This is a genomic window from Plantactinospora sp. B24E8 (assembly GCF_039871735.1).
Taxonomy (GTDB): Bacteria; Actinomycetota; Actinomycetes; order Mycobacteriales; family Micromonosporaceae; genus Plantactinospora.
The window spans coordinates 339040-363524 of the sequence record NZ_JBDPMH010000003.1 but is presented as its reverse complement, the minus strand read 5'-3'; the positions used below and the strand labels follow the sequence as shown (position 1 = coordinate 363524).

Annotated in this window: 11 protein-coding genes and 1 pseudogene; 4 read left to right on the top strand and 8 right to left on the bottom strand. The window is 71.5% G+C overall.

Translation table 11 applies throughout. From position 1 onward, the window contains the following. The first annotated feature begins 52 nt into the window (after positions 1-52). Complete coding sequence (locus ABGB21_RS07740; RefSeq protein ID WP_347657530.1) at positions 53-964, top strand: alpha/beta hydrolase; 912 nt, start codon at positions 53-55, stop codon at positions 962-964. On the opposite strand, the gene fxsT is transcribed toward ABGB21_RS07740, so the two are convergent. The 5 genes from fxsT to ABGB21_RS07715 all read right to left on the bottom strand — a co-directional run bounded on the left by fxsT (position 942) and on the right by ABGB21_RS07715 (position 9638). Further along, a complete protein-coding gene (gene fxsT / locus ABGB21_RS07735) occupies positions 942-4886 on the bottom strand; it encodes an FxSxx-COOH system tetratricopeptide repeat protein (protein ID WP_347677046.1) in 3945 nt (1314 codons plus the stop codon). The two genes, ABGB21_RS07740 and fxsT, sit on opposite strands and share 23 nt — an antisense overlap. 3 nt (positions 4887-4889) lie before the next feature. Continuing rightward, positions 4890-6113, bottom strand: a complete 1224-nt coding sequence (locus tag ABGB21_RS07730; protein ID WP_347657501.1) for a TIR-like protein FxsC — start codon at positions 6111-6113, stop codon at positions 4890-4892. A 130-nt stretch (positions 6114-6243) separates the two neighbouring features. Next, the gene (locus ABGB21_RS07725; RefSeq protein WP_347657500.1) at positions 6244-7077 is read right to left on the bottom strand and encodes an AAC(3) family N-acetyltransferase; all 834 of its coding nucleotides are present in this window, start codon (positions 7075-7077) and stop codon (positions 6244-6246) included. Beyond that, positions 7074-9437: an FxsB family cyclophane-forming radical SAM/SPASM peptide maturase gene (locus ABGB21_RS07720; RefSeq protein ID WP_347677044.1), complete on the bottom strand. Its 2364-nt coding sequence runs from the start codon at positions 9435-9437 to the stop codon at positions 7074-7076. The genes ABGB21_RS07725 and ABGB21_RS07720 overlap by 4 nt, the downstream gene beginning before the upstream one ends. Positions 9438-9464: 27 nt before the next feature. Then, positions 9465-9638, bottom strand: a complete 174-nt coding sequence (locus ABGB21_RS07715) for a hypothetical protein (RefSeq protein ID WP_347657498.1) — start codon at positions 9636-9638, stop codon at positions 9465-9467. Between the two features lie 492 nt (positions 9639-10130). Between ABGB21_RS07715 and ABGB21_RS07710 the strand changes: the two genes are divergently transcribed. Both ABGB21_RS07710 and ABGB21_RS07705 read left to right on the top strand, forming a co-directional pair. Further along, entirely contained in the window at positions 10131-11351 is a 1221-nt protein-coding gene (locus tag ABGB21_RS07710; RefSeq protein ID WP_347657497.1) for an ROK family transcriptional regulator, read from the top strand. A 149-nt stretch (positions 11352-11500) separates the two neighbouring features. Then, complete coding sequence (locus tag ABGB21_RS07705; RefSeq protein ID WP_347677042.1) at positions 11501-12850, top strand: VCBS repeat-containing protein; 1350 nt, start codon at positions 11501-11503, stop codon at positions 12848-12850. 79 nt (positions 12851-12929) lie between these two features. On the opposite strand, the gene ABGB21_RS07700 is transcribed toward ABGB21_RS07705, so the two are convergent. Beyond that, positions 12930-16343, bottom strand: coding sequence for a BTAD domain-containing putative transcriptional regulator (locus ABGB21_RS07700; RefSeq protein WP_347677040.1), 3414 nt, complete (start codon positions 16341-16343; stop codon positions 12930-12932). Between the two features lie 283 nt (positions 16344-16626). On the opposite strand from ABGB21_RS07700, the gene ABGB21_RS07695 reads away from it, so the two are divergent. Then, positions 16627-18003 (top strand): hypothetical protein, encoded by a 1377-nt coding sequence (locus ABGB21_RS07695; RefSeq protein WP_347677038.1) that lies wholly within the window; start codon positions 16627-16629, stop codon positions 18001-18003. Between the two features lie 136 nt (positions 18004-18139). Here ABGB21_RS07695 and ABGB21_RS07690 read toward each other — a convergent pair. Both ABGB21_RS07690 and ABGB21_RS07685 read right to left on the bottom strand, forming a co-directional pair. Continuing rightward, a pseudogene (locus tag ABGB21_RS07690) lies at positions 18140-18340 on the bottom strand (glyoxalase/bleomycin resistance/dioxygenase family protein); the annotation flags it as partial. Between the two features lie 271 nt (positions 18341-18611). Further along, positions 18612-24476, bottom strand: coding sequence for an RHS repeat-associated core domain-containing protein (locus ABGB21_RS07685; RefSeq protein WP_347677036.1), 5865 nt, complete (start codon positions 24474-24476; stop codon positions 18612-18614). Positions 24477-24485 lie beyond the last annotated feature (9 nt).

Genomic DNA, 24485 nt, shown 5'->3' with positions numbered 1-24485 from the left:
GCCCGGGCCGCCACCACCCGCTCCCAGCCGTTCGGAGGCCTGAGTGTCGCACCTGCCGACCCGCCACGAGCACGTCGTCCGTACCGGAAGGAGGAGCCTCACCGTCGCCGTCGCCGGCGCGGAACGCGGCTGGCCGGTCTTCCTGATGCACGGCACCCCGGGCAGCCGCAGCGGCCCGCAACCGAGACCGAGTGTGCTCTACCGGCTCGGCGTCCGGCTGATCTCGTACGACCGTCCCGGCTACGGCGGGTCCAGCCGGTCCCCGGGTCGGTGCGTGGCCGACGCCGCCACCGACGTCGCGGCAATCGCCGACAGTCTCGGCATCGACCAGTTCTCGGTGGTCGGCCGGTCCGGTGGCGGCCCGCACGCCCTCGCCTGCGCGGCCCTGCTGCCGGAACGGGTACGACGGACCGCGGTGCTGGTCGGCCTGGCGCCGTCCGACGCGCCAGGGCTGGACTGGTTCGGCGGGATGACCGACGCCAACACCCGGGACTACGGTAACGCCGGGCAGGACGTGATGCGGCTGGCCGAGCAGTTGCGGCTGCGGGCCGAACGGGTGCTCGACGACCCGGGTTCGCTGCTCGCGCTGCTGCGGGAGCAGATGACCGAGGCGGACCGCCGGGTGGTGGCCGGGGTCTCCATCCGCCGGCAGTTGACCGACGCCTACGCGGAGGCGCTGCGCACCGGCCCAGACGGCTGGATCGACGACGTACTCGCGTTGCGGGCCGGTTGGGGCTTCACGCTGGCGGAGATCCGGATGCCGGTACGGCTGTGGCACGGCGCCGACGACAACTTCGCACCGGCCAGCCACACCCGCTGGCTGGCCCGGCAGATCCCCGGCGCGCAGGCGCAGGTGCAACGGCACACCGCCCACTTCGGCGCGGTCGAGGTGCTGCCGGAGATCCTCGCCTGGCTGATCCGCCCGTCGGACCGCCCGCCGATCAGATTGGATGCGGGTCGATGAGCCGCCGCTGGAGTTTGCCCTCGCGGACCGCCTCCACCGAGGGATGCTCCTCGCCCAGCCGGTCGGCGAGGTCGCGGGCGATGGTGTCGAGCAGCCGCCGCCGGCCGCCCGGCTCGAGCCGCTCCATCAGCAGCACCAGGTTCGCCCGGCACCGCAACATGCTCGGGTGATCCGGGCCGAGCACCCGTTCGAGGCCCTCCGAGGCACGTCGCAGCAGGTCGACCGCCGCCCGGTCGGCGGCCGCCCGGCCCTCCGGCGGGTCCGGCTGCTCGGCGATGGAGATCGCCTGGTTCATCCAGCCGGAGAGCGGATACGGGTGCCCGCTGCCGAGCACCTCGGCCAGTTCCTCCGCCGAGGCGCCGGCGAGCTGCCGGGCTCCGGCGAGGTCACCGGCCCGACGGGCGACCATCGCGAGGTTGAGCTGGCAGACCAGGGTCAGCGGGTGCCGGGCGCCCAGGTTGCGGTGGTAGATGCGCTGGACCTCGGTGAGCTCCCGGCCGGCGCGCTCGTACAGGTCGACGGTGAGCAGGTTGATCGACAGGCTCAGCCGGCAGGTGAGGGTCTCCGGGTTGTCCGGCCCGAACCGCTCGGTCAGCAGCTCGTACGCGGCGTCGAGCAATTTCCCCGCCTCGGCGGCGTGCCCGGCGGAACGGAGTGACACGGCAAGGTTCGCCTGGCTGCGCAGGGTGAGCAGGTGTTCGGGGCCGCGGGTCTGCAGGAAGTCCCGGTAGACGCTCCTCAGCCGGGCGATCGACTGCTCGTAGTCGCCGGCGTCCCGCAGGTCGATGCCGACGTAGGCGGAGGAGGCCAGGGTGTCCGGGTGGTTCTCGCCGAGGATCGCCCGGCGGCCGGCGAACACCAGCTCGTCGTTCTTGCGGGCCTCCCGCAGGCCCCCCATCAGCCGCTGGGTGCTGGCCAGGTTGTTGAGGGCGGCCAGCGTACGCGGATGTTCCTCGCCGAAGTTGCGCTTCCACGCGTTGAACGTCCCCTCGTCGAGGCGCAGCGCGTCGTTGTAGAGCCCCTGTCCACGCAGGTCGCGGGCCAGCCCGCCGGCGGTCATCAGAGTGTGCGGGTGGTCCTCGCCGAGAAGTTCCCGCTGGGCGGCGAGGACCCGCTCGTCGAGTTCCCGGGACTTCCCGAACGACCCCAGGAAGCTGAGGATGTTGCCCAGATTGAACTGCAGGTGCAGCAACTGTCGGCGCAGGTCGCCGCGGGCCCGCTCGTCGGTCTCCTCGGCCAGCATCTGTTCCCAGGTCGCCGCGACCTCCTGCCCGAGCTGCCGGCCGATCTCCAGGTCGCCGCGCAGTTGCAGGTAGCGGACCCGGTCGATGAGCAGGGCCCGTACCTCCACCTCACGGCTCAGCGACGCCTTCGAGGCCTCCAGGTGCGGCCAGATCAGCCGGAACCTCGGCCATCCCTCGGGGTCGTCGACCTCGCCCTCCGGGCGGGCCGCGGCCAGGACCAGGTGCACTTGGCGCTGGGCCTCGTCGAGCTGGGCCGGGGTCATCCGGGACCGGACGGCGTGCTGCAGCAGGCGGTGCATGAGCACCAGGCCGCCACGACCGCGCTCGGCACCCGTCGGGCTCTCGGCGCGCAGGTCGACCCGGATCAACGCGAGCCGGTTCGCCTGCTGCACCAGCTGCTGGCGGACCAGCCGCTCCTTGGCCTGCGGGTGGAACGGCACCAGGGCCTCGGCGAACTCGTCGCTGTAGACGAGGTCGGCGGAGATCTCGGGGGCGAACACCGAGCAGAGTTGCAGCACCCGGTAGGCCGCCGGGTTCTTCTCCCGCAGGTGGTTGAGGGACAGCTCCCAGGTGGCCTCCACCGACACGTTGCTGTGCGGCTCCATCACCACCCCGGGACCGAACCGGGCGATCTCCGCCAGGTACTCGTCGACCGAGTGCCCGGTGTCGGCCAGCCAGGCCGCCGCCGCGGCGACCGCGATCGGCAGGTCGCCGAGCAGAGCGGCGATCTTGTCGGCCTGGTCCGCCCGGACGGTCGGTACCCGCTCGGTGAGGTGCTGGATGCTCTCCGCGCGCTTGAACACGTCGACCTGCACGGTGGTGGCCCGCTCGCCCCACTGCAGGTTCCGCGACGTGATCAGGACGTGGCCCCGGCCCTCCGGCACGTAGGGCAGGACGCCCTCGACCTCCTCGGCGTTGTCCATGATGAGCAGCCACCGCAGGTCGGTGTGCCGGAGTGCCTGCAGCACCGCCCGGGCGTTCTCCCGGTTGGAGTCGGACAGCGCGATGCCGAGCGACGGGGCCAGGTCACCGAGCGCGGACTCGATGAACGGCACCTGGTCGGCGTCGATCCACCACACCGCGTCGTAGGCGGCGCGGTAGCGGTGGGCGTACTCCAGCGCCAGTTGGCTCTTGCCGATGCCGCCCATGCCCTGCAGGGCGACCGGGCTGGGCCCGGCCAGCACCACCTTCGGGCTACTGCGCAGCAGCGTACGCAGTTCCCGCAGGTCCGCCTCGCGCCCGGTGAAGCGCTGGTTGCGGCCGGGTACCTCGAAAACGGCGTTGTCCCGGCCGGGGAACCGCGGGCCGGTCGGCAGTTCGGCGTCGGGCACCGTGCCCTCCCGGCCGACCAGGCGGAGGATCCGCGTGGTCGCCGCCTGGGCGTCGAGCCCGGCGACCGAGACCGTGTGCGAGGCCGGGACGTTGGCCAGCCGACGGACGTCGGCGACGTAGACGATCAGCGGGAGCCGGTCGGGAGACCGGTCCGGGTTGGCGAGGGCGGCCTCCTCGGTCGCGTTGGCCTCGGAGACGATGGTCAGCTCCCGGGCGGCCCGGACGGTGCCGTCGTCGGTGGCGGCGAACCACGGGTCGATCACCGTGACGTCGGCCGAGGCGAGCACGTGGCCGATCCACTCCGCCCACACCCGGTCGTACGGCGCGTGCCGCAGCGCGATCTCGTTGTCGACCGAGGTGGAGGAGCGGGTGAACCGGGCGGTGATCCGTTCCCGCACGGCGGTGCTGATCGGCGGCAGCGCCCGCACCTCGCCCCGGGTGATCTCGCGGGCCAGTCCCTCGTACGCCGAGAGCAGCGAGCCGTTGGTGCCGGGCTGGTCGGCGAAGGTGGCGAGCAGTTCCTCGTACGCGTAGAACGCCTGGTACGGCACCTGCATGCGGGCCCAGTACCCGTCACGTTCGGATTCGGTCATGCCGCTGGGCAGGCCGGCGAACCGCTGCCGGGCGACCGCCCGGCCGGTGTCCGCCTTCACCTTCTCCGCCGGGTCGATCCGCATCGGCACCGGCAGGACCCGGATCCGCCGCGAGCCGTAGCGGTGTTCGACCAGCCGGGCGACCTTGGCCGCCCCGGTGATCCCCTGCTCGCTGAGGGTGAAGCAGGTGACCAGGATGTCCGGCAGCTGGATGGTGCAGATGTCCGCGACGTCGGAGAAGCCGGTCCGGCTGTCGATCAGGACGTAGTCGTAGTGCCGTTTCATGTCGACCCGGAGGGCGTCGAAGAAGTGGCCGCCGCCCTGCCGCTCGTAGAACTCGTCCCAGTTCATGCCGGCCAGCGCGCCGGCGTAGTCGTTGTTCTGCTGACCGGCGGGGAGGAAGTCGAGGGTTCCGCCCTCCGGGAAGTTCGACCAGTTGAGCGAGAAGGAGTACTTGTGCACCCGGGCGTACTGCTCATGCCAGCGGTCGTCGGTCTTGTCCGCCTTGGTGGCGGTGGCCCACTCGTACTCCCGGATCAGGTCGATGACGCCGCCGGTGCTGTCGAGCGCGTCGCGGTCGATGAACGGGGCGAAGAAGCGGGAGAGTCCGGGGGATTCGAGGTCCCAGTCGACGGCCAGCACCCGCTTGCCGTTCGCGGCCAGGATCCAGGCGACGTTGGCCAACGCCATGGTGCGACCGGTGCCACCCTTGTACGAGTAGAACGTGACGATCTGTCCCTCAGCCTGCGTCATCTGTCACTCCGTCCGTCCTGACCTCGGCTGGTCGTCGGATACGTCCGGCGGCAGGCGGCTGTCCCACAGTCGCGGTCTGCTGATCGGCCGTCCCGGCGGCGGATAGGCGGGCCTCTCGTCCAGATAACGGCGTCGCATCCGCTGGACCAGGTTGTGGATCCCGGAACGCCAGTCGTCGTGGGTCGTGAAGATCGACGGGCTCGCGGCGTCCGGCAGCAGACCGACCGCCCGTTCGAGCAGCGGCGGCCCGTCTGGGCGGCGGCGCCGGACCGACTCGTCCGCGATGAACACCACCCCGACCCACCGCCGCAGGCAGTCGGCGGCCGCGCGGACGACCTCCCGTCCGCTCTCCGTCTCCACCACCTGGGGATCGATCAGGAGCACCCCCGGACAGCCCTCGAACAGACCGGTGTCCGGTAGGAAGTCCCGTACCTCGACCGGCATCCGCAGGCGTTGTACGGCGGTACTCACGTCGTCGACCACCGGCGGGCGACCGTCGAACGGCCGCCACCGGTCCGCGCGTGCCCCGACGTACCCGTTGAGGTGGGCCGGGTCGGCCCCGACCAGGGCCTGCTCCGGCGCGATGACCACGGCCAGGAACGGCACCTCGCTCGGGCGGGACGTCGGCACCTCGGCCGGCTCCCGGGCGGGTTCGACCGGCTGCAACGGGTGGTGCTCGGCGGTGTCGACGATGTGCTGGGCCAGCCGGTTCAGCATGTCCTTGTACGCGGCCTGGAAGCTCTGCAGTCGACAGAGCGCGCTCATGCCGTTGACGGCGTAGACGTCCACCCCGGCGGCCAACACCAGGGCCCGGGCCTGGTCGGCGGCGTGGACGGCGGCCGGCGACGGGGTCCACAGGACGGGCAGGATGTTGTCGCCGTCGATCGGGCGGCCGGCACGGACCAACCGTTGCCGGAACCACTCCCGTTCCTTGCGCGAATCCTCGCGGTTCAGGTAGTCCGGCGAGTACAGGGCCACGAAGACCTCGGCCTCGGCCAGCGCGATCCGTTTCTGCTCGGGGCGGTCCTCCAGTCGCCGTACCGTGAAGTCGGCGAAACCCTGCCGGCGCAGGCGGGTCCCCGGCCGCCCGTCGATCGCCAGGTTCAGGTCGTGGTAGAAGCGACGGACCCAGTGGTCACCGAGCGTACGGTCGTCCTGGCGCGGCGCGGCGACGTAGCTCAGATAGAAGTACCTGGAGCCGGGGGCGGGGGTTGCTTCATGACTCATGCCGACGCGACCACCCGGCGCAGGGTGCACTCGACCGCCAACCAGTAACCGATCACCCGACGCTCTCCAGCCGACACCACACGAAACGTATCGACCAGCCTAGAGACGTAATCAGGACGTGACCAGACCCTTACCGGATGGCGTTGTCGTCCAGCCAGGCGACGGCGGTCCGTACCGCCTCCGGAATGGGCAGCAACCGGGCGACGGCGTCGCCGACCGTTCCCCGGCGGGTGAAGGCCGCCCGGTCGAGTTCGTGGCCGATCTCGGCGAACGGCGTCGCGTCCAGGTGCGGGGCGTGGAAGTCGCACCGCTCCCGCCGCCCGTCGCGGAGCACGTAGCAGCGGTAGGCGCGGATCGGTGGCGGACGACGCAGCCGGTACTCGGCGAGGTGCAGCGCCGTGCACGACTCGTACCCGACCCCCAGCAGGAGGGTCTTGGCACCGGCCGCCTCCAGCGCGGCCAGCGGGGACCGCTCGCCGAGATGGCTGTCGAGGTCGTGGACCCGCATCAGGTCCCGGGCCCGGGGCCCCCAGGCGCTGAACGAGGTCTGCGGGTGGTGGCTGCGTACCGCGTCCGGCAGCCGCCGGACGTGCTCGGCGAGCCGCCCCACCCCGAACGACGGGGTGGTCGCCGGGTCGAAGCCGGGCATGGTGTCCTCGTACGCCCGACGTTCGTCGTCGGTCATCCCCTGGGTCGCCGCACGGTGGGCGGCACTGCTGACCGAGTTGTCGGGCGTCTGGGCCGGCACCACCAGGGTGCCGTGCGGTCCCAGCGCCGTCCGGATGGCCGCGACCAGGGCCGGCACCCCGCCGACGACCGACCCGACCCGTCGGGCCGCGGCGTGCACGAGTACGACGTCGCCGGGCGCGAGACCGAGTGACCGCAGCTCGGCGGCCAGGGTCTCCGGCCGGTGTGCGACCAGGGTGTCCCGCGGACCGGGTGCGAGGGCGGGGGCGGGGGTCACGACGGCCCCCCGACCAGCGAGTCGGCGACCTGCCGCAGCAGCCGGGCGCCGTTCGGGGTGAGGACGTCCGCCTTCTCGAGGGCGACTACCGCGTCGGCCGTCCAGTCGTGGTACCGCCGGTGGACCGGGTACGCGCCCTCGACGCCCCGGTCGGCGCGTACCCGCCAGACGGCGGCCACCGCCGCGTGGGCGTAGATCCCGTGCAGGACGGCCTCGGCGGGTCGCGGGTCAGGCCGCCAGCCGACGACGATCTTCACCGGATTCGCCGCGTCGACAAGGTCGTAGATGTCCAGAAAGGCATTCATCTTGTTGTGCTGGAACTCGTGGACCAGCAGGACCGCGAGCGAGGACGGATCCGTTTCCGTCGCGGCGACCCCGCCGAAGGCCTGTCGCGCCGTCGACGCCTCGCTCACCCCCGCACCGGTCAGTCGCAGCGGTACGACCGCCCGCAGACCCACCCGCAGCTCCCCGGCGTACCCCGGGACCTCGTCCGCGGCCACCCGCCACGCCGCGTCGAAGGCGGCGGTCCACCGGGCGGCGTCGGCGTCGCCGAGCCGCTCGCTCGCCGGCAGCCGGTGGCAGGCACGGTGCGGGTCCCCGTCCTCGAGCAGCACCGTCCGGTCGTCGACCGCCATCACGCGGGTCGGCTGCCAACCGGGCGCGCTCCCGACTGTTCCCGGTCGGACAACCACAGTCGTGTCGGCCGCGGTGACCAGGAGGGAGTCGGGTGTCACCCGGACCTCGGCGGTACCGTCACCGGCGCCGGGCAGCAGCACCGTGCCGAGCGTGGGCAGGTGCGCCCGGCCGGCGCGCACCGGCACCGTCAGCCGTGCCGGGGTCCCGCTGGCGACCGCGGCGGCGACGGCGACGGCGCCCAGGTAGCCCGGCCCGTGCCAGGCCCCCGTGCCCGTGCCGGCCAGGCACTCGACCGCCCACGACCGCACGTACGGATGGGTCACGACGCGGTTGACGGCCTCCGGCACGGCATGGTCGAGTTCGGCCAGCAGGTCCCACGCGTCGGCCTCCGGTCCACCGCGCGGCAGACTGTCGGCAACGCCGCGTAGCAGTCCACGGACGATGGCGGTCTGCGTCTCCACCAGTCGGCGGACCACGTCCGGGTCGCCGGCCGGGGCGACGGCGGCGCCGAAGAGGTCGGACGCCGACGGACCGTGGTCGGACGACGCCGGCTCGACCTGGGACGCCGACGGCTCCCGGTCGGACGCCGGTAGCGTGACGTCCGGCCCGGCCGACGTGGCGGGCGGCGCCTTCTCTGTCTCGTTCACGTGCACGATCAGCTCTTTCAGGTCGGCACAGTAGACGCTCGGGTTCGCGAAGTGCCCATCGCCGTACCGGTGGGCGAAGAGGCCGCCCCCGCACTGGGCGACGACCGGACACGCGCGGCAGGTGACGCCGAGGCCGGCCAGCCCGGACCGCCGGCGGGCGAGTTCCGGCGTCGCGGCGACCTCGTCCGCCGAATGGGTGAAGACGGTCATCCCGGTGGCCGGCGCACCGTCGTACGCGACCTTGAGCGAGTCCGCCTGCTCCCACTCGCCGTCGGTCTCGACCACGACCAGGTCGACCGGGTCGAGGCCGAGCCACTCGGTGCCGCTCGGACCGCTCCGGGCGGTGGAGAGCAGCGAGTCGAAGAGCCGGATCGGCACCGGCCGGCCGTCGGCGACCCAGCGGTCGTGGACGGCGGAGAGCCAACCGGCGTACGGCGTGCCGTCGCCCTCCGGTCGCCAGGGCGGATGCTCCCAGGTGGCGTGCGGCAGGAGGAAGTCGATCCGGGGCGGCTCCTGGTCGAGCAGTGCCTCGTACACCCGGACCGGGTCGGCCCGGACGTCGACGGTGCACAACAGACCCGAGTAGAGACCTCGATAGCGTGGCCGGCGCAGCAGCGCCAGCCCGGTCAACACCCGGTCGTGGCTGCTGGCCCCGTTGCGGAAGCGCCGGTGCAGGTCGTTGGCCGTACGGTCGCCGTCCAGCGACACCCCGACCCGGACGTCGAACTCGGCGAGCAGGTCGGCGAAGCGTTCCGAGAGCAGGACGCCGTTCGTCTGCATGCCGACGTGCAGCCGGGTGACCGGGCTGACCACCCGCCGTAGTTCGGTCAGCAGCTCGCGCATCCGGCTGGGGCCGAGCAGCAGCGGCTCACCGCCGTGCAGGATGACCGAGACCGCCGGCAGGTTGTGTGCTCCGGCGTGCTCGGCGACCCGGCCCGCGGCGGCCCGGAGCACCTCGGGTGTCATCCGGACCGGGCGGCGACGCCAGCTCTGGTCAGCATGTTCGTAGACATAGCAGTGGTCACACGCCAGATCGCATCTGGAGTGGACCTTGAAGACGAACTCGGTCAGTGCCATCTCGGCCGGTCCGGACGCCGTTGTCGGTCAGATGAACGACGAGAACCGGGCCGTCGGAACCTTGGTCTCGTCCAGGTGGGTGCCCACCACCCGCCGTACGATCGCGGAGACGTCCGCGGCGGCGAGTTGATCAAGGGGAGCCGCGCGGAGCGTGCCCAGTGGAACCTGGGGCGCATCCTGGCGCACGGGTGCGGTCTTCATGAATCGTCCTTAATATCCGCGGGCTGCGCCAGGCGAAGACCCGAAGCGACGGCTAACCGTAGTGCCTCCGCGAAGGTTTTACATCAGCCTCCCGGAGCGACACGCCACTCATAAGACTGAAAGCGTCGGTGGCGACGACGGCGCTCAGCACGGCAGCGCCGACCGAGGACCGGAGCGTCAGGGTGGAACGAGGCCGGTTCGGTCCAACATCATGAATCCTCCTGTCCCCTACGACGCCGCGTTGACCTGCGAGAATTCGCCGACCGAGGCGGGGCGTGTCTTCATGATGCACCCTCTTACCGCCATCAGCGCACATGTAGGCCATTGTCAGTATTTTGCTAGCGATGCCGACCCGGGACGTGCTGTGCCGGACCGGCCAGCCCGGCGCCCGCGGCAGAGTCCTCACATCCCGTACGCGCAGGCGTGGCTCGCGGGTCCGGGCGACAACTATCCTTCTCGGATCGGTACCCGCGACTCGACGAGGTCCACGTGATGCTCAGGGGTCTGGCCTCAGACGGGCGTCTGCCGGGCGACAGCCGACGCAGGAACCTCGGGGCGCTGCTCCGCCGGGTCCACACCCGTGGCGCGGTGTCGCGTGCGGACCTGACCGAGTGGCTGGGCGTGAACCGCAGCACGGTCATGGCCCTGACCGCCGAACTCGCGGCGCTGGGACTGGTCCGGGAGGATCCCGCGGCGCTCACCGGACGTGCCGGGCGGCCCTCCCGGCTGGTCCGCCCCGCCTCCGACCGGGTCTACGTGCTGGCCTTCGACATCGCGGTGGACCGGTTGGTGGCCGCCCGGGTCGGGCTCGGCGGGGTGATCCTGGAACGTCGGGCGGCCCGACGGGCCCGTGCCGGCGCCGACCTGGACACCGTGGTACGGGTTCTGGCGGGGTTCGGCCGGCAACTGCAGCGCGCGGCGTCACCCCGAGCCGTCTGCGTGGGTGTCGGCGCGTCGTACTGCGGCATGATCCGGCCCGGCGACGGCATGGTGCGGTTCGGACCGGACATGGGGTGGGTCGACCAGGCGTTCGGCCAGGAGCTGGGACGACGGCTCGACCTCGACCTGCCCGTCCTGGTCGGCAACGAGGCCCACCTGGGCGCGTTGGCCGAGCACCAGCGTGGGGTGGGCGTCGGGGTCCAGAATCTGGTGTACCTGCACGGCGACGTGGGCGTCGGCGGCGGCACCATCGTCGGCGGGGAGTTGCTCGGCGGCGACGGCGGGTACGGGTCCGAGATCGGGCACATGCTTGTCAATCCGTACGACGGCCGACCGTGCGGATGCGGCTCCCGGGGCTGCCTGGAGGCGGAGGTCGGGGAGCGTGCGCTGCTCGACGCGGCCGGGCGGCCGGCCGATCAGATCGGACGGGAGGCGGTTCGGGAGGTGGTGGACGCCGCGGACCGCGGTGACCCTGCCGCCCGGGCGGCGCTGCGCACCATCGGTGACTGGTTGGGTATCGGGGTGGCCAACGTGATCAATCTGTTCAACCCGGGCATGGTCGTCTTCGGCGGCATGCTGCGGGACATCTACCTCGGCGCGGCGGCCCAGGTACGGGAGCGGATCGCGACGAACGTCCTGCCCGTCTCGCGGGAACGGGCGCAGCTGCGGATCTCCGCGCTCGGCGACGACACCACCCTGGTCGGTGCCGCCGAACTCGGCTTCTCCCGCCTGTTCACCGACCCGATCGGCAGCTACCCCGGTCCCCAACGCTGACATCGACGCCGTACCGGTCAGGTACAGCTTTCGTCCTGTCGGCCATGCTTCAGCCTCCCTCCAGGGAGGTGCGCCAGCCTCTACCGCACGAGCCCGTTCAGTGGGACCGGGCCCCTGGTTGGAGGTTGTCTGCGAATGGATCACCACCGGTGAACGCCCGACTGTTCAAGGGACCGCTGCTCTGCGTCACGGTCGTCCTGACCATGACCGCCCTGGTCGGCGCCGCCCCGGCGTTCGGCGCCGAAGTCGCGAAACAGCCGGACCTGCCCCCGGCACTCGCTCCGATGACCGCGATGTACGAGACCGTCGCCTGCGATCCCGGCGGCCCCACCGCAGCTGATGCGGCGCTGGCCACCCGATTGAACTCGCAGCTGCAGTCCGACATGCGGGGCTACATGAGCGCGTACCGCGTCTCCTGCGCGCGGGAGGTGGTCGAGGCGGTACGAGCCCGAGGCCTTGCCTCGCGCGCCGGTGTCATCGCGATCGCCACCGTGATCGTCGAGACCCATCTGCAGAACATCAGCGAGATGGTCGACCACACGAGTCTCGGTCTGTTCCAACAGCAGGAGTGGTGGGGTACCCGGGCTCAGCGGCTGAACCCGACCTACGCCACGAACGCCTTCCTCAACGCCATGGAGGACGAGTACCCGAACGGCTCCTGGGCCACCGCCCCGATCGGCGAGGTCTGCCAGGCGGTGCAGGTGTCGGCCTATCCCAGCAGGTACCAGGTGCAGGCGTCGGACGCGCAGATCATCGTCAACGCGCTCTGGGATGCCACGGCCCCCCGGCTGGAGGACATTCCGATCTCCGGTGACTGGAACGGCGACGGCACCGACACCGTCGGCGTCTTCCGCCCCAGCAACTCCACCTGGTACCTCCGCGACACCAACAGCGGAGACGCCACCACCATCTTCAAGTTCGGCCACGGCGCCTCCGGCGACATCCCCGTAGCCGGCGACTGGAACAACGACGGCAAAGACACCGTCGGCGTCTTCCGCCCCAACAACTCCACCTGGTACCTCACCAACACCACCACCACCCTCCACCACGAATTCAAGTTCGGCCACGGCGCCTCTGGCGACATCCCCGTAGCCGGCGACTGGAACAACGACGGCAAAGACACCGTCGGCGTCTTCCGCCCCAACAACTCCACCTGGTACCTCACCAACACCACCACCACCCTCCACCACCAATTCGTCTACGGCCACGGCGCCTCCGGCGACATCCCCATCACCGGCGACTGGAACAACGACGGCACCGACACCGTCGGCGTCTTCCGCCCCAACAACTCCACCTGGTACCTCACCAACACCACCACCACCCTCCACCACCAATTCGTCTACGGCCACGGCGGCTCCGGCGACATCCCCATCACCGGCGACTGGAACAACGACGGCACCGACACCCCCGGCGTACGCCGACCCGGCAACAACACCGTCTACCTCCGCAACACCAACAGCGCCGGCGCCGTCGACCACCAATTCATCTACGGCATCTGACCCACCCCACACACCGACCGCCGGCCGGCCCACCCGGGCCAGCCGGCGGTCGGCAGCCGGCGAACGAGACCAGGGCCGCCTACCCGGGCGGCCTGATCACGTCCGGCTGCCCGATCCGCGCCTCCAGGGCATCGCACTCGCGCACCCGGTCCGGTAGATGCGTCGTCCGCAGAAGGTCACGGAGCGCCCGACAGTGCTGTGCCGCCGCGTCCGTCTCACCCAGCCAGATCGCCGCTTTGGCCTGCACGATGAGGGCGTCGGCGTGCAGCGGCCGGTAGGTGTTGCGGACGGCGATGTCGAGCGCCTCCTTCGCCGTACGGCGGGCCTCCTCGGCGTCGCTGTCCAACAACGCGGCTTCGGCGAGGCCGACGCCCGCCTGGCACTCGAAGTACTGGAAGCCGTTGTTCCGGCTGATCGACAGGCTCTCGGTGAACCGCGTGCGGGCGTCGTGGACGGCGCGGCTGCCCAGCAGCGCGAACCCCAGGGTGTTGAGAATGGCCGCCTCGGCACGCAGATTGCGCTGCTGCCGGGCGAGCCGCAGCGCCTCCACCGCGTTGTTCACCGCGGACACCCACTCGCCGCGTTGGCGGTCGAGCTGACTCAGCTCGTCGAGCACGGACAACTCACGCAGCGTGGACCCGGTACGACGGTGGTGTTCGAGGGCGGCCTCGAAGTGGGCGTACGCGGTGTCGAAGTCCTCCAGCTGCCGCAGGATCATCGCCATGTTGTGCCGGTTCGCGATCGCCGAGGGGTGGCGTGCCGACTTCTCGTTCAGTCGTTGCGCCGCCTGCAGGTACCCGACGGCTTCGACGAGCTGTCCCTGCTCGTGGCACATCGTGGCCAGGTCGTTCAGGGTCACCGCCCGGATGTGGTCGAACTCGGGGCCCGTTCCGACGTCAAGCGCCCGCCGGTAGAGCTCCTGCGCTTCGTCCAGGTGGCCCAGCTCGGCCCGGACGAGACCGAGGTTGTGCGACAGGTAGGCCTCGCCGACGAGCCAGCCGCTGTGCTGTGCGGCCGCGATGCCGCGGCGGTAGGCCAGGGCCGCGAGGTGATGCTTTCCCGCCGCCCAGTGCGCCTGACCGATGGTCTGGTGCATGGCCGCCTGGGCGCGGACGTCGCCGGCGGCCTCCGCGGCGGCCAGCCCTGCCGACCCGGTCGCGAGCCAGGCAACCACGTCTCCGGAGGTGAAGAAGTAGCCGCGGAGCTGGTCGGCCAATTGCCAGGACCGCGCGCGGTGCTCGCCGACCGCGGCGGCCTCGATCGCGGCGACGAGGTTTCCCGCTTCCTCGTTCAGCCAGGCCATGGCGGCGTCGAGATCCGGAAACCGGGCTCCGGTCAGGTCGACATCGATCGGCAGCCGCACCATGTCGGCGTAGACCAGGGTCATCGCGGACGCGGTCCGGGCCAGATACCAGGTGTAGAGCCGACCCGACGCCGCGGTGCGGTCGAGCGGTGTCTGTTGGCGCTCACCGGCTCGGACCGCGTAGAGCCGCAGCAGATCGTGGTACCGGTAGTGGTCCACCCTGCCGGCCTGGAGCAGGTTCTCCGCGACGAGGTGGTCCAACGCCGGACGGACGATCCGCTGCTCGGCGCCGAGGAGTGCGGCGACCGCGGCGACCGAGAAGCTCTCTCCCGGGATCAGCGCGGCGGCCTGGAAGACCTCGGCCGTCGGCGGCGGCAGGTCGCGGCAACTGATGGCGAAGGTGCTCGTTATCGTGCTGTCGCCGAGGCTCAGCTGCTCCAGCCGGGACCGTTCGTCGGTGAGCCGCCGCAGGACGTCGGCGACCGTACTTCCTGGACGGCCGGTCAGCCGGCCGGCCATCAGCCGTACCGCGATCGGCAACCGGCCGCACGCGTCGACGAGAGCCTCGGCGTCCTTCCGTTCGGCCCGCACCCGGTCCGTTCCCAGTTTGAGCCCGAGCAGGTCCAACGCTTCGTCCGGCTCGAAAACCGGCAGCAGCGTCGTGATCGCGTCATCCAGCTCCTCGCACTGGTTGCGGCTGGTGACCAGCACTGCGCTGCGACCGGGGCCCGGGACGAGCAGGCGGATCTGGGCGGCGTTGTACGCGTTGTCGAGCACGATCAGGACCCGCCGGTCGGCGAGCACACTGCGGTAGAGTCCGGCCGCCTCGTCCTCGTCGGCGGGAATGGCGCGGACCTCGACACCGAGGGCTTTCAACAGTCGGGCGAGCGCGTACGCGACGCTGACCGGCCGGTCGTCGTTGCCTCTCAGGTCGATGTAGAGCTGACCGTCCGGAAAGTCCCGGCGTACTCTCCAGGCCGCCTTGAGGGCGAGGCTGGTCTTGCCGACACCGGCCATGCCGGAGACGACGCAGACGACTGTCGAACCGCTTCTCGGGTAGCGCAGCGCCCGCTCGAGCCGGTGCAGTTCGTCGACCCGGCCGCAGAAGTCCGACGGCGGCGCCGGCGTCTGCCGCGGCGTGACGTCGCCGGTGCCGCCCACCGGAATGCCGCCCCGTCGATCGACCTGCCCGGTGAGGACGGCCTGTCGTGCCTCGACCAACTCGGCACCGGGGTCGATGCCCAGTTCCTCGGCGAGCCGTCGACGGATGCTGTCGAAGGCCTCGATCGCGGCGGCCTGCTGTCCCGCCGCGGCGAGCGCGACCACGAACCGCGCGTGCAGCGACTCGTGCCACGGATGCCGCCCGGCCAGCCGACGCAGCAACGGAAGGACCTGCCGCTGTCGGTGGACCACCTCCCCGAGGCGCGCCAGGCGGACGGCATTCTCCACCCGTTCCTCGGCGAGCGCCGTGATCAGTGGATCACCGCAGAGTTCCCGCACGTCCTCGGCGGCGTCATCGCCGCGCCACATGTTCAGCGCGTCGAGGAGCAGGTCGAAGGCGCGCTGTGGCGGGACAGTTGACGCAGCTGCCTCGGCCACCCGGGACCGGTACCCGGACAGATCCAACTGATCGCCGTCGGCCTGGAGTTGGTAACCGCCCGATCCCAACGTCACCATCGGTGGCCGCTCCGGCTGCTGCTTCGGTTCCAGGAGGCGACGGAGCCGGCTCACGTGTGTCTGCACCACATTGGCGGCCGACGGCGGCGGACAGTCCTGCCACAGCAGGTGGATCAGCTCGTCCCGGCTGACGGGTCGGCCCGGGGTCAGCGCGAGGCGCGCCAACACGATGCGGTGCCGGCCCGCGTTGAGGTTGACCGGCTGACCGGCCCGAGTGACCAGCAGCGGCCCCAGAACCGAGATCCGTGCCGGACCCGCCGCGTCGACGCGCTCCCGCTGCGGCGGTCGCGCCAGTTGCTTCATGCGCCTGCGGTCGTCCTGGTGTAGTTCCAGGACGTCGGCGAGCGCCTGCAGTGACCGTGCTCGTGGCCGCCCGCTGCGCCCCTGTTCGAGGTCGCGGACCACACCGACGCTGACCCCGGCCTGACCGGCGAGGTCGGCCTGGGTCAGGCCCCGGCTCACCCGAGCGCTCCGCAGAAGTTCACCAAGACCCTCGTGCTCTCGATCGTTCATAGCCGACTCGAATCCCCCGTGCCGAAGATGGCCGGCCTGGCGCCGGCCTGCCCGTTCTCCAATGGACGACCATGGATGATATTCGGGATGACCGCTGGCCGCCGCCGGCACGATGGCCTTCTTCGGTGCCTGGCATGACCGATCGTGGTACGAGAGCCGGTACAGGAGTTGTCCCTCCAGCCGTACGCCAGGAGCGCTTCCCACACTCTCGGTAGGCGAGGCCACAGCCCGCCCTTATCGGGAGGACACATACATGCGCTCTTACGCTCGACGGAGCGGTTGGTTGGCACGTTGGTCAGTGGTACCGATCACCGTGCTGGCCACGGCTGTCACGTTGACGCCGACGACCGCGTCAGCGACGCCGGACACCGCAGCGGTCGACGTGGCCGGACCGGCCGCAGCCGGCGTGCCCGGGGATCCGCCGCTGCCCGAGTACCCGGGCCTTTCACCGCAGGCGGGTACCCTCGCCGCGGTGGCCACCACGCCGGTGCCGTGCGCCAACAACGGCTCCGACAAGACCATGTCCCGCGCCGATGCGATCACCCGGGCACGGAGCTGGCTCAGCGTGGGTGGTGTCCCGTACAGCCAGTCCCGGTGCTACCAGAACAGCTACGGTGACTACCGCACCGACTGTTCGGGCTTCGTCTCGATGGCGTGGGGTCTCGGCGGCTCCGGAAGCTCCTTCTGGACCGGAAACCTGGACACCCGGTCGCACACGATCCCGCGCAGCGACCTCAAGCCGGGTGACGCCCTGCTCCGGCACACCGGGGATCCCAGCGAGAACCACGTCGCCCTGTTCGTGAGGTGGGGCAACTCCGCGCACACCGAACCGGTGGTCATCGAGCAGACGGGCAGCAGGGACACCATCGAGCGCACCTGGTCGGCCAGTAACGCCGGCCTCTACACCCCGGTCCGCTACGACAACATCGTCGATGACGTGGTTCCTCGTACGGAGGACATTCCGATCTCCGGTGACTGGAACGGCGACGGCACCGACACCGTCGGCGTCTTCCGCCCCAGCAACTCCACCTGGTACCTCCGCGACACCAACAGCGGAGACGCCACCACCATCTTCAAGTTCGGCCACGGCGCCTCCGGCGACATCCCCGTAGCCGGCGACTGGAACAACGACGGCAAAGACACCGTCGGCGTCTTCCGCCCCAGCAACTCCACCTGGTACCTCACCAACACCACCACCACCCTCCACCACGAATTCAAGTTCGGCCACGGCGCCTCTGGCGACATCCCCGTAGCCGGCGACTGGAACAACGACGGCAAAGACACCGTCGGCGTCTTCCGCCCCAGCAACTCCACCTGGTACCTCACCAACACCACCACCACCCTCCACCACCAATTCAAGTTCGGCCACGGCGCCTCCGGCGACATCCCCGTAGCCGGCGACTGGAACAACGACGGCAAAGACACCGTCGGCGTCTTCCGCCCCAACAACTCCACCTGGTACCTCACCAACACCACCACCACCCTCCACCACCAATTCGTCTACGGCCACGGCGGCTCCGGCGACATCCCCATCACCGGCGACTGGAACAACGACGGCACCGACACCCCCGGCGTACGCCGACCCGGCAACAACACCGTCTACCTCCGCAACACCAACAGCGCCGGCGCCGTCGACCACCAATTCATCTACGGCATCTGACCCACCCCACACACCGACCGCCGGCCGGCCCACCCAGGCCAGCCGGCGGTCGGCGTTTCGTCGAGGTGGCCGTCAACCGGAACGTCGTACGCGCTCGCTCCAGGTCACCCACGAGGTGCGCTCCCAGGTCTCCTTTTCAGGAGCAGCAACCCCCGGCGTCTCCGGATCCCACGGTGGCGGGTTGCCCCTCACGCGCTCCGATGTCGCCGCAGGCACAGCTGTCGTCGCTTCCCGGCCGGGTCCCGGCGGACTTGCCGAACCGGTCGGAGTCGCCCTTGACCACGTACACCTCCCAGGGTTCGTCGCCGGGGCCGCGGACCCAGATCTTGTCCTGGAGAGGTGGCTGGCCGAGATCGTCGCCACCGCCGGCCTTGTCGTCCTGATCTTCGCGCTCCTGGGCAGTGGCCGGACGCGCCGTCGCGCCGCCGAGCTCGAACCGTCAGCGACACCTTCGCCGGCATCTCCCCCACCAGACCTGCTGCCCGCGACCGACACCGGCCGAGCCAACTGACGATCAGCCGCGACCCGCAGGGCAGCTGACCCTGCAGACAGCCAACAGGCGGCACCCTCGATCGGTCGAGGGTGCCGTCTGTCGACGTAGTGCCTGGTCAGAGCCCCTGCCAACCCCACAACACGTCAAGACCGCCGTAATCGACCCAGGTCTCCGCCGCGTCCCGGACCTCGTCCCAGGTCACCGCCGTCGCCTGCTCCTCGAAGACGGTGAAGTTGCAGGCCCCGCCGGCCGCGCAGGCGCCGACTCCGACTCCCGCGTGCGGGTTCACCGTCCAGTCGCCGGTCTCGGAGATGGTCCCGCCGGCGCCGTACTGGAAGATCTCGCCGTACGAATAGTCGGCGCCCCAGCCCCGGCCGCCGAGCGCCTGGGCGTTCGACGACGAGGTGAGCACCGGACCGGTGTTGACCGAGGCGCCGACCCCGGCGCTCATGCCGCCCTGATGAGCGCCCGTGAAGACCAGGCCGTCCTCCCTGGTGAGGACCGCACAGCCGCTCACGCCGTATGAGACGCGCGCGTTGGCCCCGGCGCTCACACACCACCCACCCCCACCGGGTGGTCTCGACTGGACCCAGTTGCACGCCACGGCGGTGAGCGGACCCCGGGGGCACGCCTCGCCGAGTCCGTCCCAGGCCAGGTCCCAGGCGTTCCAGTACGACTCCTCGTACGCCTCCCAGAGGTTGCCGGGCGCCGACCCGGAGGGCACACCCACGCCTCCGGGATGCTGCCGTCCGTTCTTCGGTGCATGCCGCTTCTTCTGCTCCCCGCTGCGTCCGGCGCCGCCGTTGCCGCTGCCCGCGGCGCCATCCTGGCCTCGCACACCGGTGGAGCGCCCGACCCCGACCGACTTCGGCTTCTTCGGGAGCTTCTTCTTCCCGGGCGTGCCCGCACGGTTGCCGGCCTTGCGCACCGACTTCAACCCCGACGCGTCGGACGCCGACACCGGCGTGTTGTTCGCGTACGCGTACCCGTTGATCTGCTGCGGGTCCGCGAAGTCGGCGATGGGGTCGCGGGAGAGGAACCGGCCGGTCGCCGGGTCGTACTCCCGGGCGCCGACCGACGTCAATCCCAGGTCCGGGTTCTCGATTCCGCCGACGAACGCCCGCTGGTCCGGCCAGGTCGACGGCGCCCAGCCGCGTACGTTGCCGAACGGGTCGAAGCGCCGCACCTGGGTGGTCAGGGTGTCGCCGTTGACGACCCACTGGTTGGTGCCGTGGTGGTCCGAGGCGAACCACTGGATGTCGCCCCGCCCGGTCCGTACGCCGACCGGGTCGTCGCCGTGCCGGTAGTAGCGGCTGGCCCGCACCGTCCGGGTCGCGGCGTCGTAGGTCAGCTCGTATCCGGCGACCCAGGCGGTCATGTCCCCGTCGGGGTCGATCCGCAGGATCCGCCTGCCGTCGGCGTCGTCGACGAAGGTGGTGGCCTCCTCCCCCGAGGTGACGGTCTCCAGCCGTCCGGTGGGGGCCCAGTCGAGGACGTCGACCGTACCGTTGCGGTCGATCGTGGTGGTGAAGCCGGCCTGGTCGTAGCCGAACGCGGTCCGGGCGCCGCCGTCCGCGTTGGTCGTGACCGCCGTGACGGTGTGCGGACGCGGCTGCCCGGCCGCCGGGTAGGCGTAGTCGTGCCTGACCCGGCCGGTGGGCCGCCACCGGGTCTCCGCGGTGCGGTTGCCGATGGTGTCGTACTCGTACGACGACCAGTAGGCACCCGGGCCGCCGACAACGGTCCCGGTCGGGGTGGCCGCACAACTCCCGGCGCCCGCCTGCGCCCACGCCTCGGTCAGGCGCTGCAGGTGGTCGTACCGGAAACACTGGGTCTCCGGGTCCAGCGCCGCCGAGGTGTGCACCGGATCGTCGGTGATGCTCAGGACGTTGCCGGCCTGGTCGTAGCGGTAGGAGAGGGCGGCGACGCCGTGGTTGGCGCCGTCGGACTCCCCGGCGGTGTCCTTGTCGAAGTAGAAGTCGGCGAGCCGGCCGGTGCCCTCCTCGTAGACCCACGTCTGCCACGCCTGGCCCGAGGAGCCGCCCACCTCGGGGTCACCGAGCCGGCGTTGCAGCAGCTGACCGTACGGCGAGTAGACCGCCGCGTCGACGTAGACGTGCCCGTCGCCGAAGTCGTCACCGGAGGAGGTGACCCGGTCGGGCTGGCCCATCGTGTTGTAGTGGTGGGTCATCGGCTCCCGGGCCAGCCCACCGGCCCCGACCGCGCCGGAGGTGCGCAGCGAGCCGTCCGGGTGGTAGGTGTACGACTCCCAGTACGCGCCGGCGAGCGCCCCCGCCGCCGCCGGCAGGTGGGTGTAGACCTGCTGCGGCCGCCCCTCCGGCGTGTACGCACGGATCTCCGTCCGCCACGCCTGGCCGTCGACCCACCGGGTGGCGGTGTGCGGCAGTCCGGTGCCGTTCGTGGCGCCGTCGTAGGTGCGTTCGACCAGCAGAGTGCCGTCGCCGGCCTCGCCCTCCCACACCTTCGTGGTACGGCCCAGCAGGTCGTACGCGTAGGACAGTCTGGTGCCACGTCCGTCGGTGCTGGCCGCCAGCTGGCCGGCGGCGTCGTACGCGGTGGTCGTGGTGCCGGTGTCCGGATCGCGGCTGACGGTCTGCCGGCCCCGCAGGTCGTACTCGTAGCGCCAGACGTTGCCGACCGGGTCGGTCACGGTCGCCCGCTGCCCGCCCGGGGTGTAGGTGAACCGGGTGGCGTCGAAGGCGCCGGTGGCGTCGCGGTCGCGGTACTGACGCAGCTCGACGGTACGACCCCGGGCGTCGTCGAGGGTCGCCCGGGACGTGCCGCCCTGCGGGGCGATGGTCGTGGTCATCCAGTGCGTGTCGTGGCCGCCGTAGCGGTAGCTGGTGCGCCACCTCTCCCGGTCCTTGACGACGAAGATCTCGCTGCTGACCCGTCCCGCGCCGTCGTAGGCGTACTCGGTACGGGACACGTCGTTGGTCCGGCTGATCCACACCAGCGTTCCGGTCGGTCCGGAGGCGTTGTTGAAGACCGGACCGGAGTCGTGCCGGGTGCGCCCGTAGGAGTCGTACACGGTCTGGGACACCAGTCGCCCGCCGTAGGTCTGCGCCTGGGTCTGCCGGGGCCGCAGCAACGAGTCGTAGAGCGCGACCGACCTCAGGTACGACCCGTCCTGGATCATGTTCTCGGTGGTGACCGTGCTCGGCGCCGTCGCCGAGACGCCGTAGCCGAAGCGCGAGTTCGGGCCCTGGGTGGCCGGGTCCCGGCCGGGCAGCCACACTCCGGTCCGACGGCCCAACGCGTCGTGGGCGACGACGGTCCGGCGGTCGCCCGGCGCGACCGTCTCCACGGTGACGCCCCAGGCCGGCGCGAGGGATGTCCTGGTGACCTGCCCGGCCGGGTTGGTGGTCGTCGTCCGGGTCAGCGGCCCACCGCCCGCCGGCGTGTACGCCGTGGTCGTGGTCCGCCCGAGCGCGTCGGCGGCGGTCAACGGCCGGCCGAGGTTGTCGTACGTCGACTCCCCCGTCGTCCGGTACTCCGGTGTGCCGGTCCAGGAGTCCAGCGCCTCCGCGCGGGTCATCAGGCCGCGCGACGGCGCGGCGGTGTACGAGGCGTGCCCGTCGTAGTAGGCGCGGACCGCCCCGATGACCTGCGCGGGACGCTGCGGTGTTGTCGTACAGCCGACCGAGACGGCCTCGACGGTGGCCACCGATTCCAGCAACCAGGCACCGGCGTTGTCCGCGTACGTGGTCCGTACACAGCGTTCGTCGCCGCCGACGGCGACGTCACCGTGCTCGTGCAGGCTCACCGCCCGGCCGTGCGCGTCGTAGCCCGTCTCGGTACGGGTGGTACGCCACGCCGAGCCGGACAGCCTCGTCCGGGTGTCGACCCGGCTCTGTCCGGTGAGCCACGCCTCGAGGGTGCCGCCGTCGTAGCCGCGCCGCGCCGTCCGGGAGGTCCAGTACCAGGTGGTGGCCGACTCGATCAGGGTGGTGTCGTCGAACGACGCCGACTCCCACTCCGCCCCGGCCAGCGCCCGGTGGTCGGTGACGGTGTTGCCGCCCGAGTCGCGCAGCGTCACCTGGCGGCTGCCGCCGTCGGGCAGCCGGTCGCCGTGCAGACCCCGGTAGTAGCGGGTACGGGTCCGCAGCTGCGGGCCCGGGTCGGCCGGGTCGCCGACCCGGGTGACGACCTCCGGGTAGCCGCGCCACTGGCTCCAGGTGCGGTCGTCGTCGGCGACGTACTCCGCGTCGTCCCACGCCCACAGCACGCTGGTGCCGCCGCCGTCGGTGGAGTAGTCGTAGAACGTCCACATCGTCTCGCCGCCGCCGGTGGCGTCGGACTCGGCGACCGACCGGACGACGTACTTGTGGAAGTACACGTCGACCGGCTCCGACAGCCCGTCCGGGGTGTGCCGGACCGGGTAGCACAGCCGGCCGTTCTGGTGCCGGCTCGCCGGCAGGTCGCCGGCACCGCAGTCGGGCTCGGAGTAGTTGACCGTGGTGACCCCACCGGTCTCGTTCCGGATCGACGTCAGCCGCGGGCGCCAGATGTTGGGGAACGCCTCGCCGGCGTCGACCCGGTTGGGCAGGAACGTGCCGCCGAACTCCACCGGCGGCGTCGAGGCGGTGCCACCGACGTGCCCGGTGTGCCGGACCGAGGCGAGCCAGAGCACCACCTGTTCCTCGTCGCCGTAGTCCTTGAACTCGTGGGTCAACGCCCACGAGTCGACCGGGCTGAACCCGCTGCCGGCGGCGACCCGGGTGGTCACTGTCGTCAGGCGCTTCGTGCCGAAGAACGCCGGCGAGTACTGCGTACAGGTCTGCCCGGCGGCGCAGTCCAGGTCCCAGGGGGTGTCCGGCCAGTTGTCCTCGACCGGGTCTCCGTCGGAGTCGCGGCACGACGACAGGCAACGGTCGGCGACGGTGAACTCGACCCGGCCGGTGACCACTCCGGCGGCGTCCGCGCGCAGACCGTAGTCGATGCGTTCCAGCCAGCCCTCGCGGACGTAGGTCGCGGTCCTCGCCGGGTCGACGGCCGGCGCGTACCGGCCGGTCGCGGTGCCGTACGTGTACCGGACCAGGTTCCCGTGCACGTCGACGCTCCGGTCGAGCATCCACCGGTACGCCTGGTCGCACCGCGACCCGGCGAAGTCACCGGAGGAGTGGCAGGCCTCGCCGGAGTGGTTGCCAAAGACCGGCACCGTCCACCGTGAACCCGCCTCGGCGGCGAAGTGGTGCACGGTGCCGTCGGTGGTGGTGACCGTCCAGCGTTCCGTGCTGGCGGTGCCGGGGCCCGCCGGCGCGCCGGAGTGGGCGATCCGCCAGTCGGCGTCCTCCTCCGCCCGCCACCGGCCGCTGTCGTCGTCCCGGACGAGCGCGGTGGTGACGCCGGCCAGCGAGATCGTCACCGCTGGGGAGTCGCCGTCCCAGCAGAGGTCTCCGGTCGGGTCGTCGCCCTGGTTGCCGCCCTCGTCGTCGGCGCAGCCGACATAGCTGCGTTCGACGAACCCGGGCGTGTAGGACCAGCCGTCGCCGATCCAGGACGCCTGGTTGTTGCTGCCCGAGGTCCGGCCGTCATGGGTGGCGGACGAGTACGACAACGCCAGCTCGGGCACCGGTCCAGCGGCGGGCGGGACCCGCAGGCCGTACGAGTAGCTGAACGCGCCGGACGAGCCGCCGTGGGACCACGCGCCGGTCGGGGACAGGTCGGTGGCCGTCCAGTCACCGCTGTCCGCGCCACCGACGCTGTCGGCGGGCTCCCCGGTCCAGTTGGCGGCGGCGTCCTGGAACGCCGACGGCGCACCCGACACCGATTCCACCGGCGTGGACGGGTGGGACTGCGGGTCACGGTCGAATCCGGCGGCGGCCGCTGGCGTGGCGGCCAGCACCACGGACGCCGCCACGACGACCGAGGTCGCCGCGGCCAGCGACTTCCGGTAGGCGGCCGACCGGTCCGGCGCGGCCACGCCGTGGCTCGCCCTGGAGTGTGTCTGCGGCATGGTGGAGTT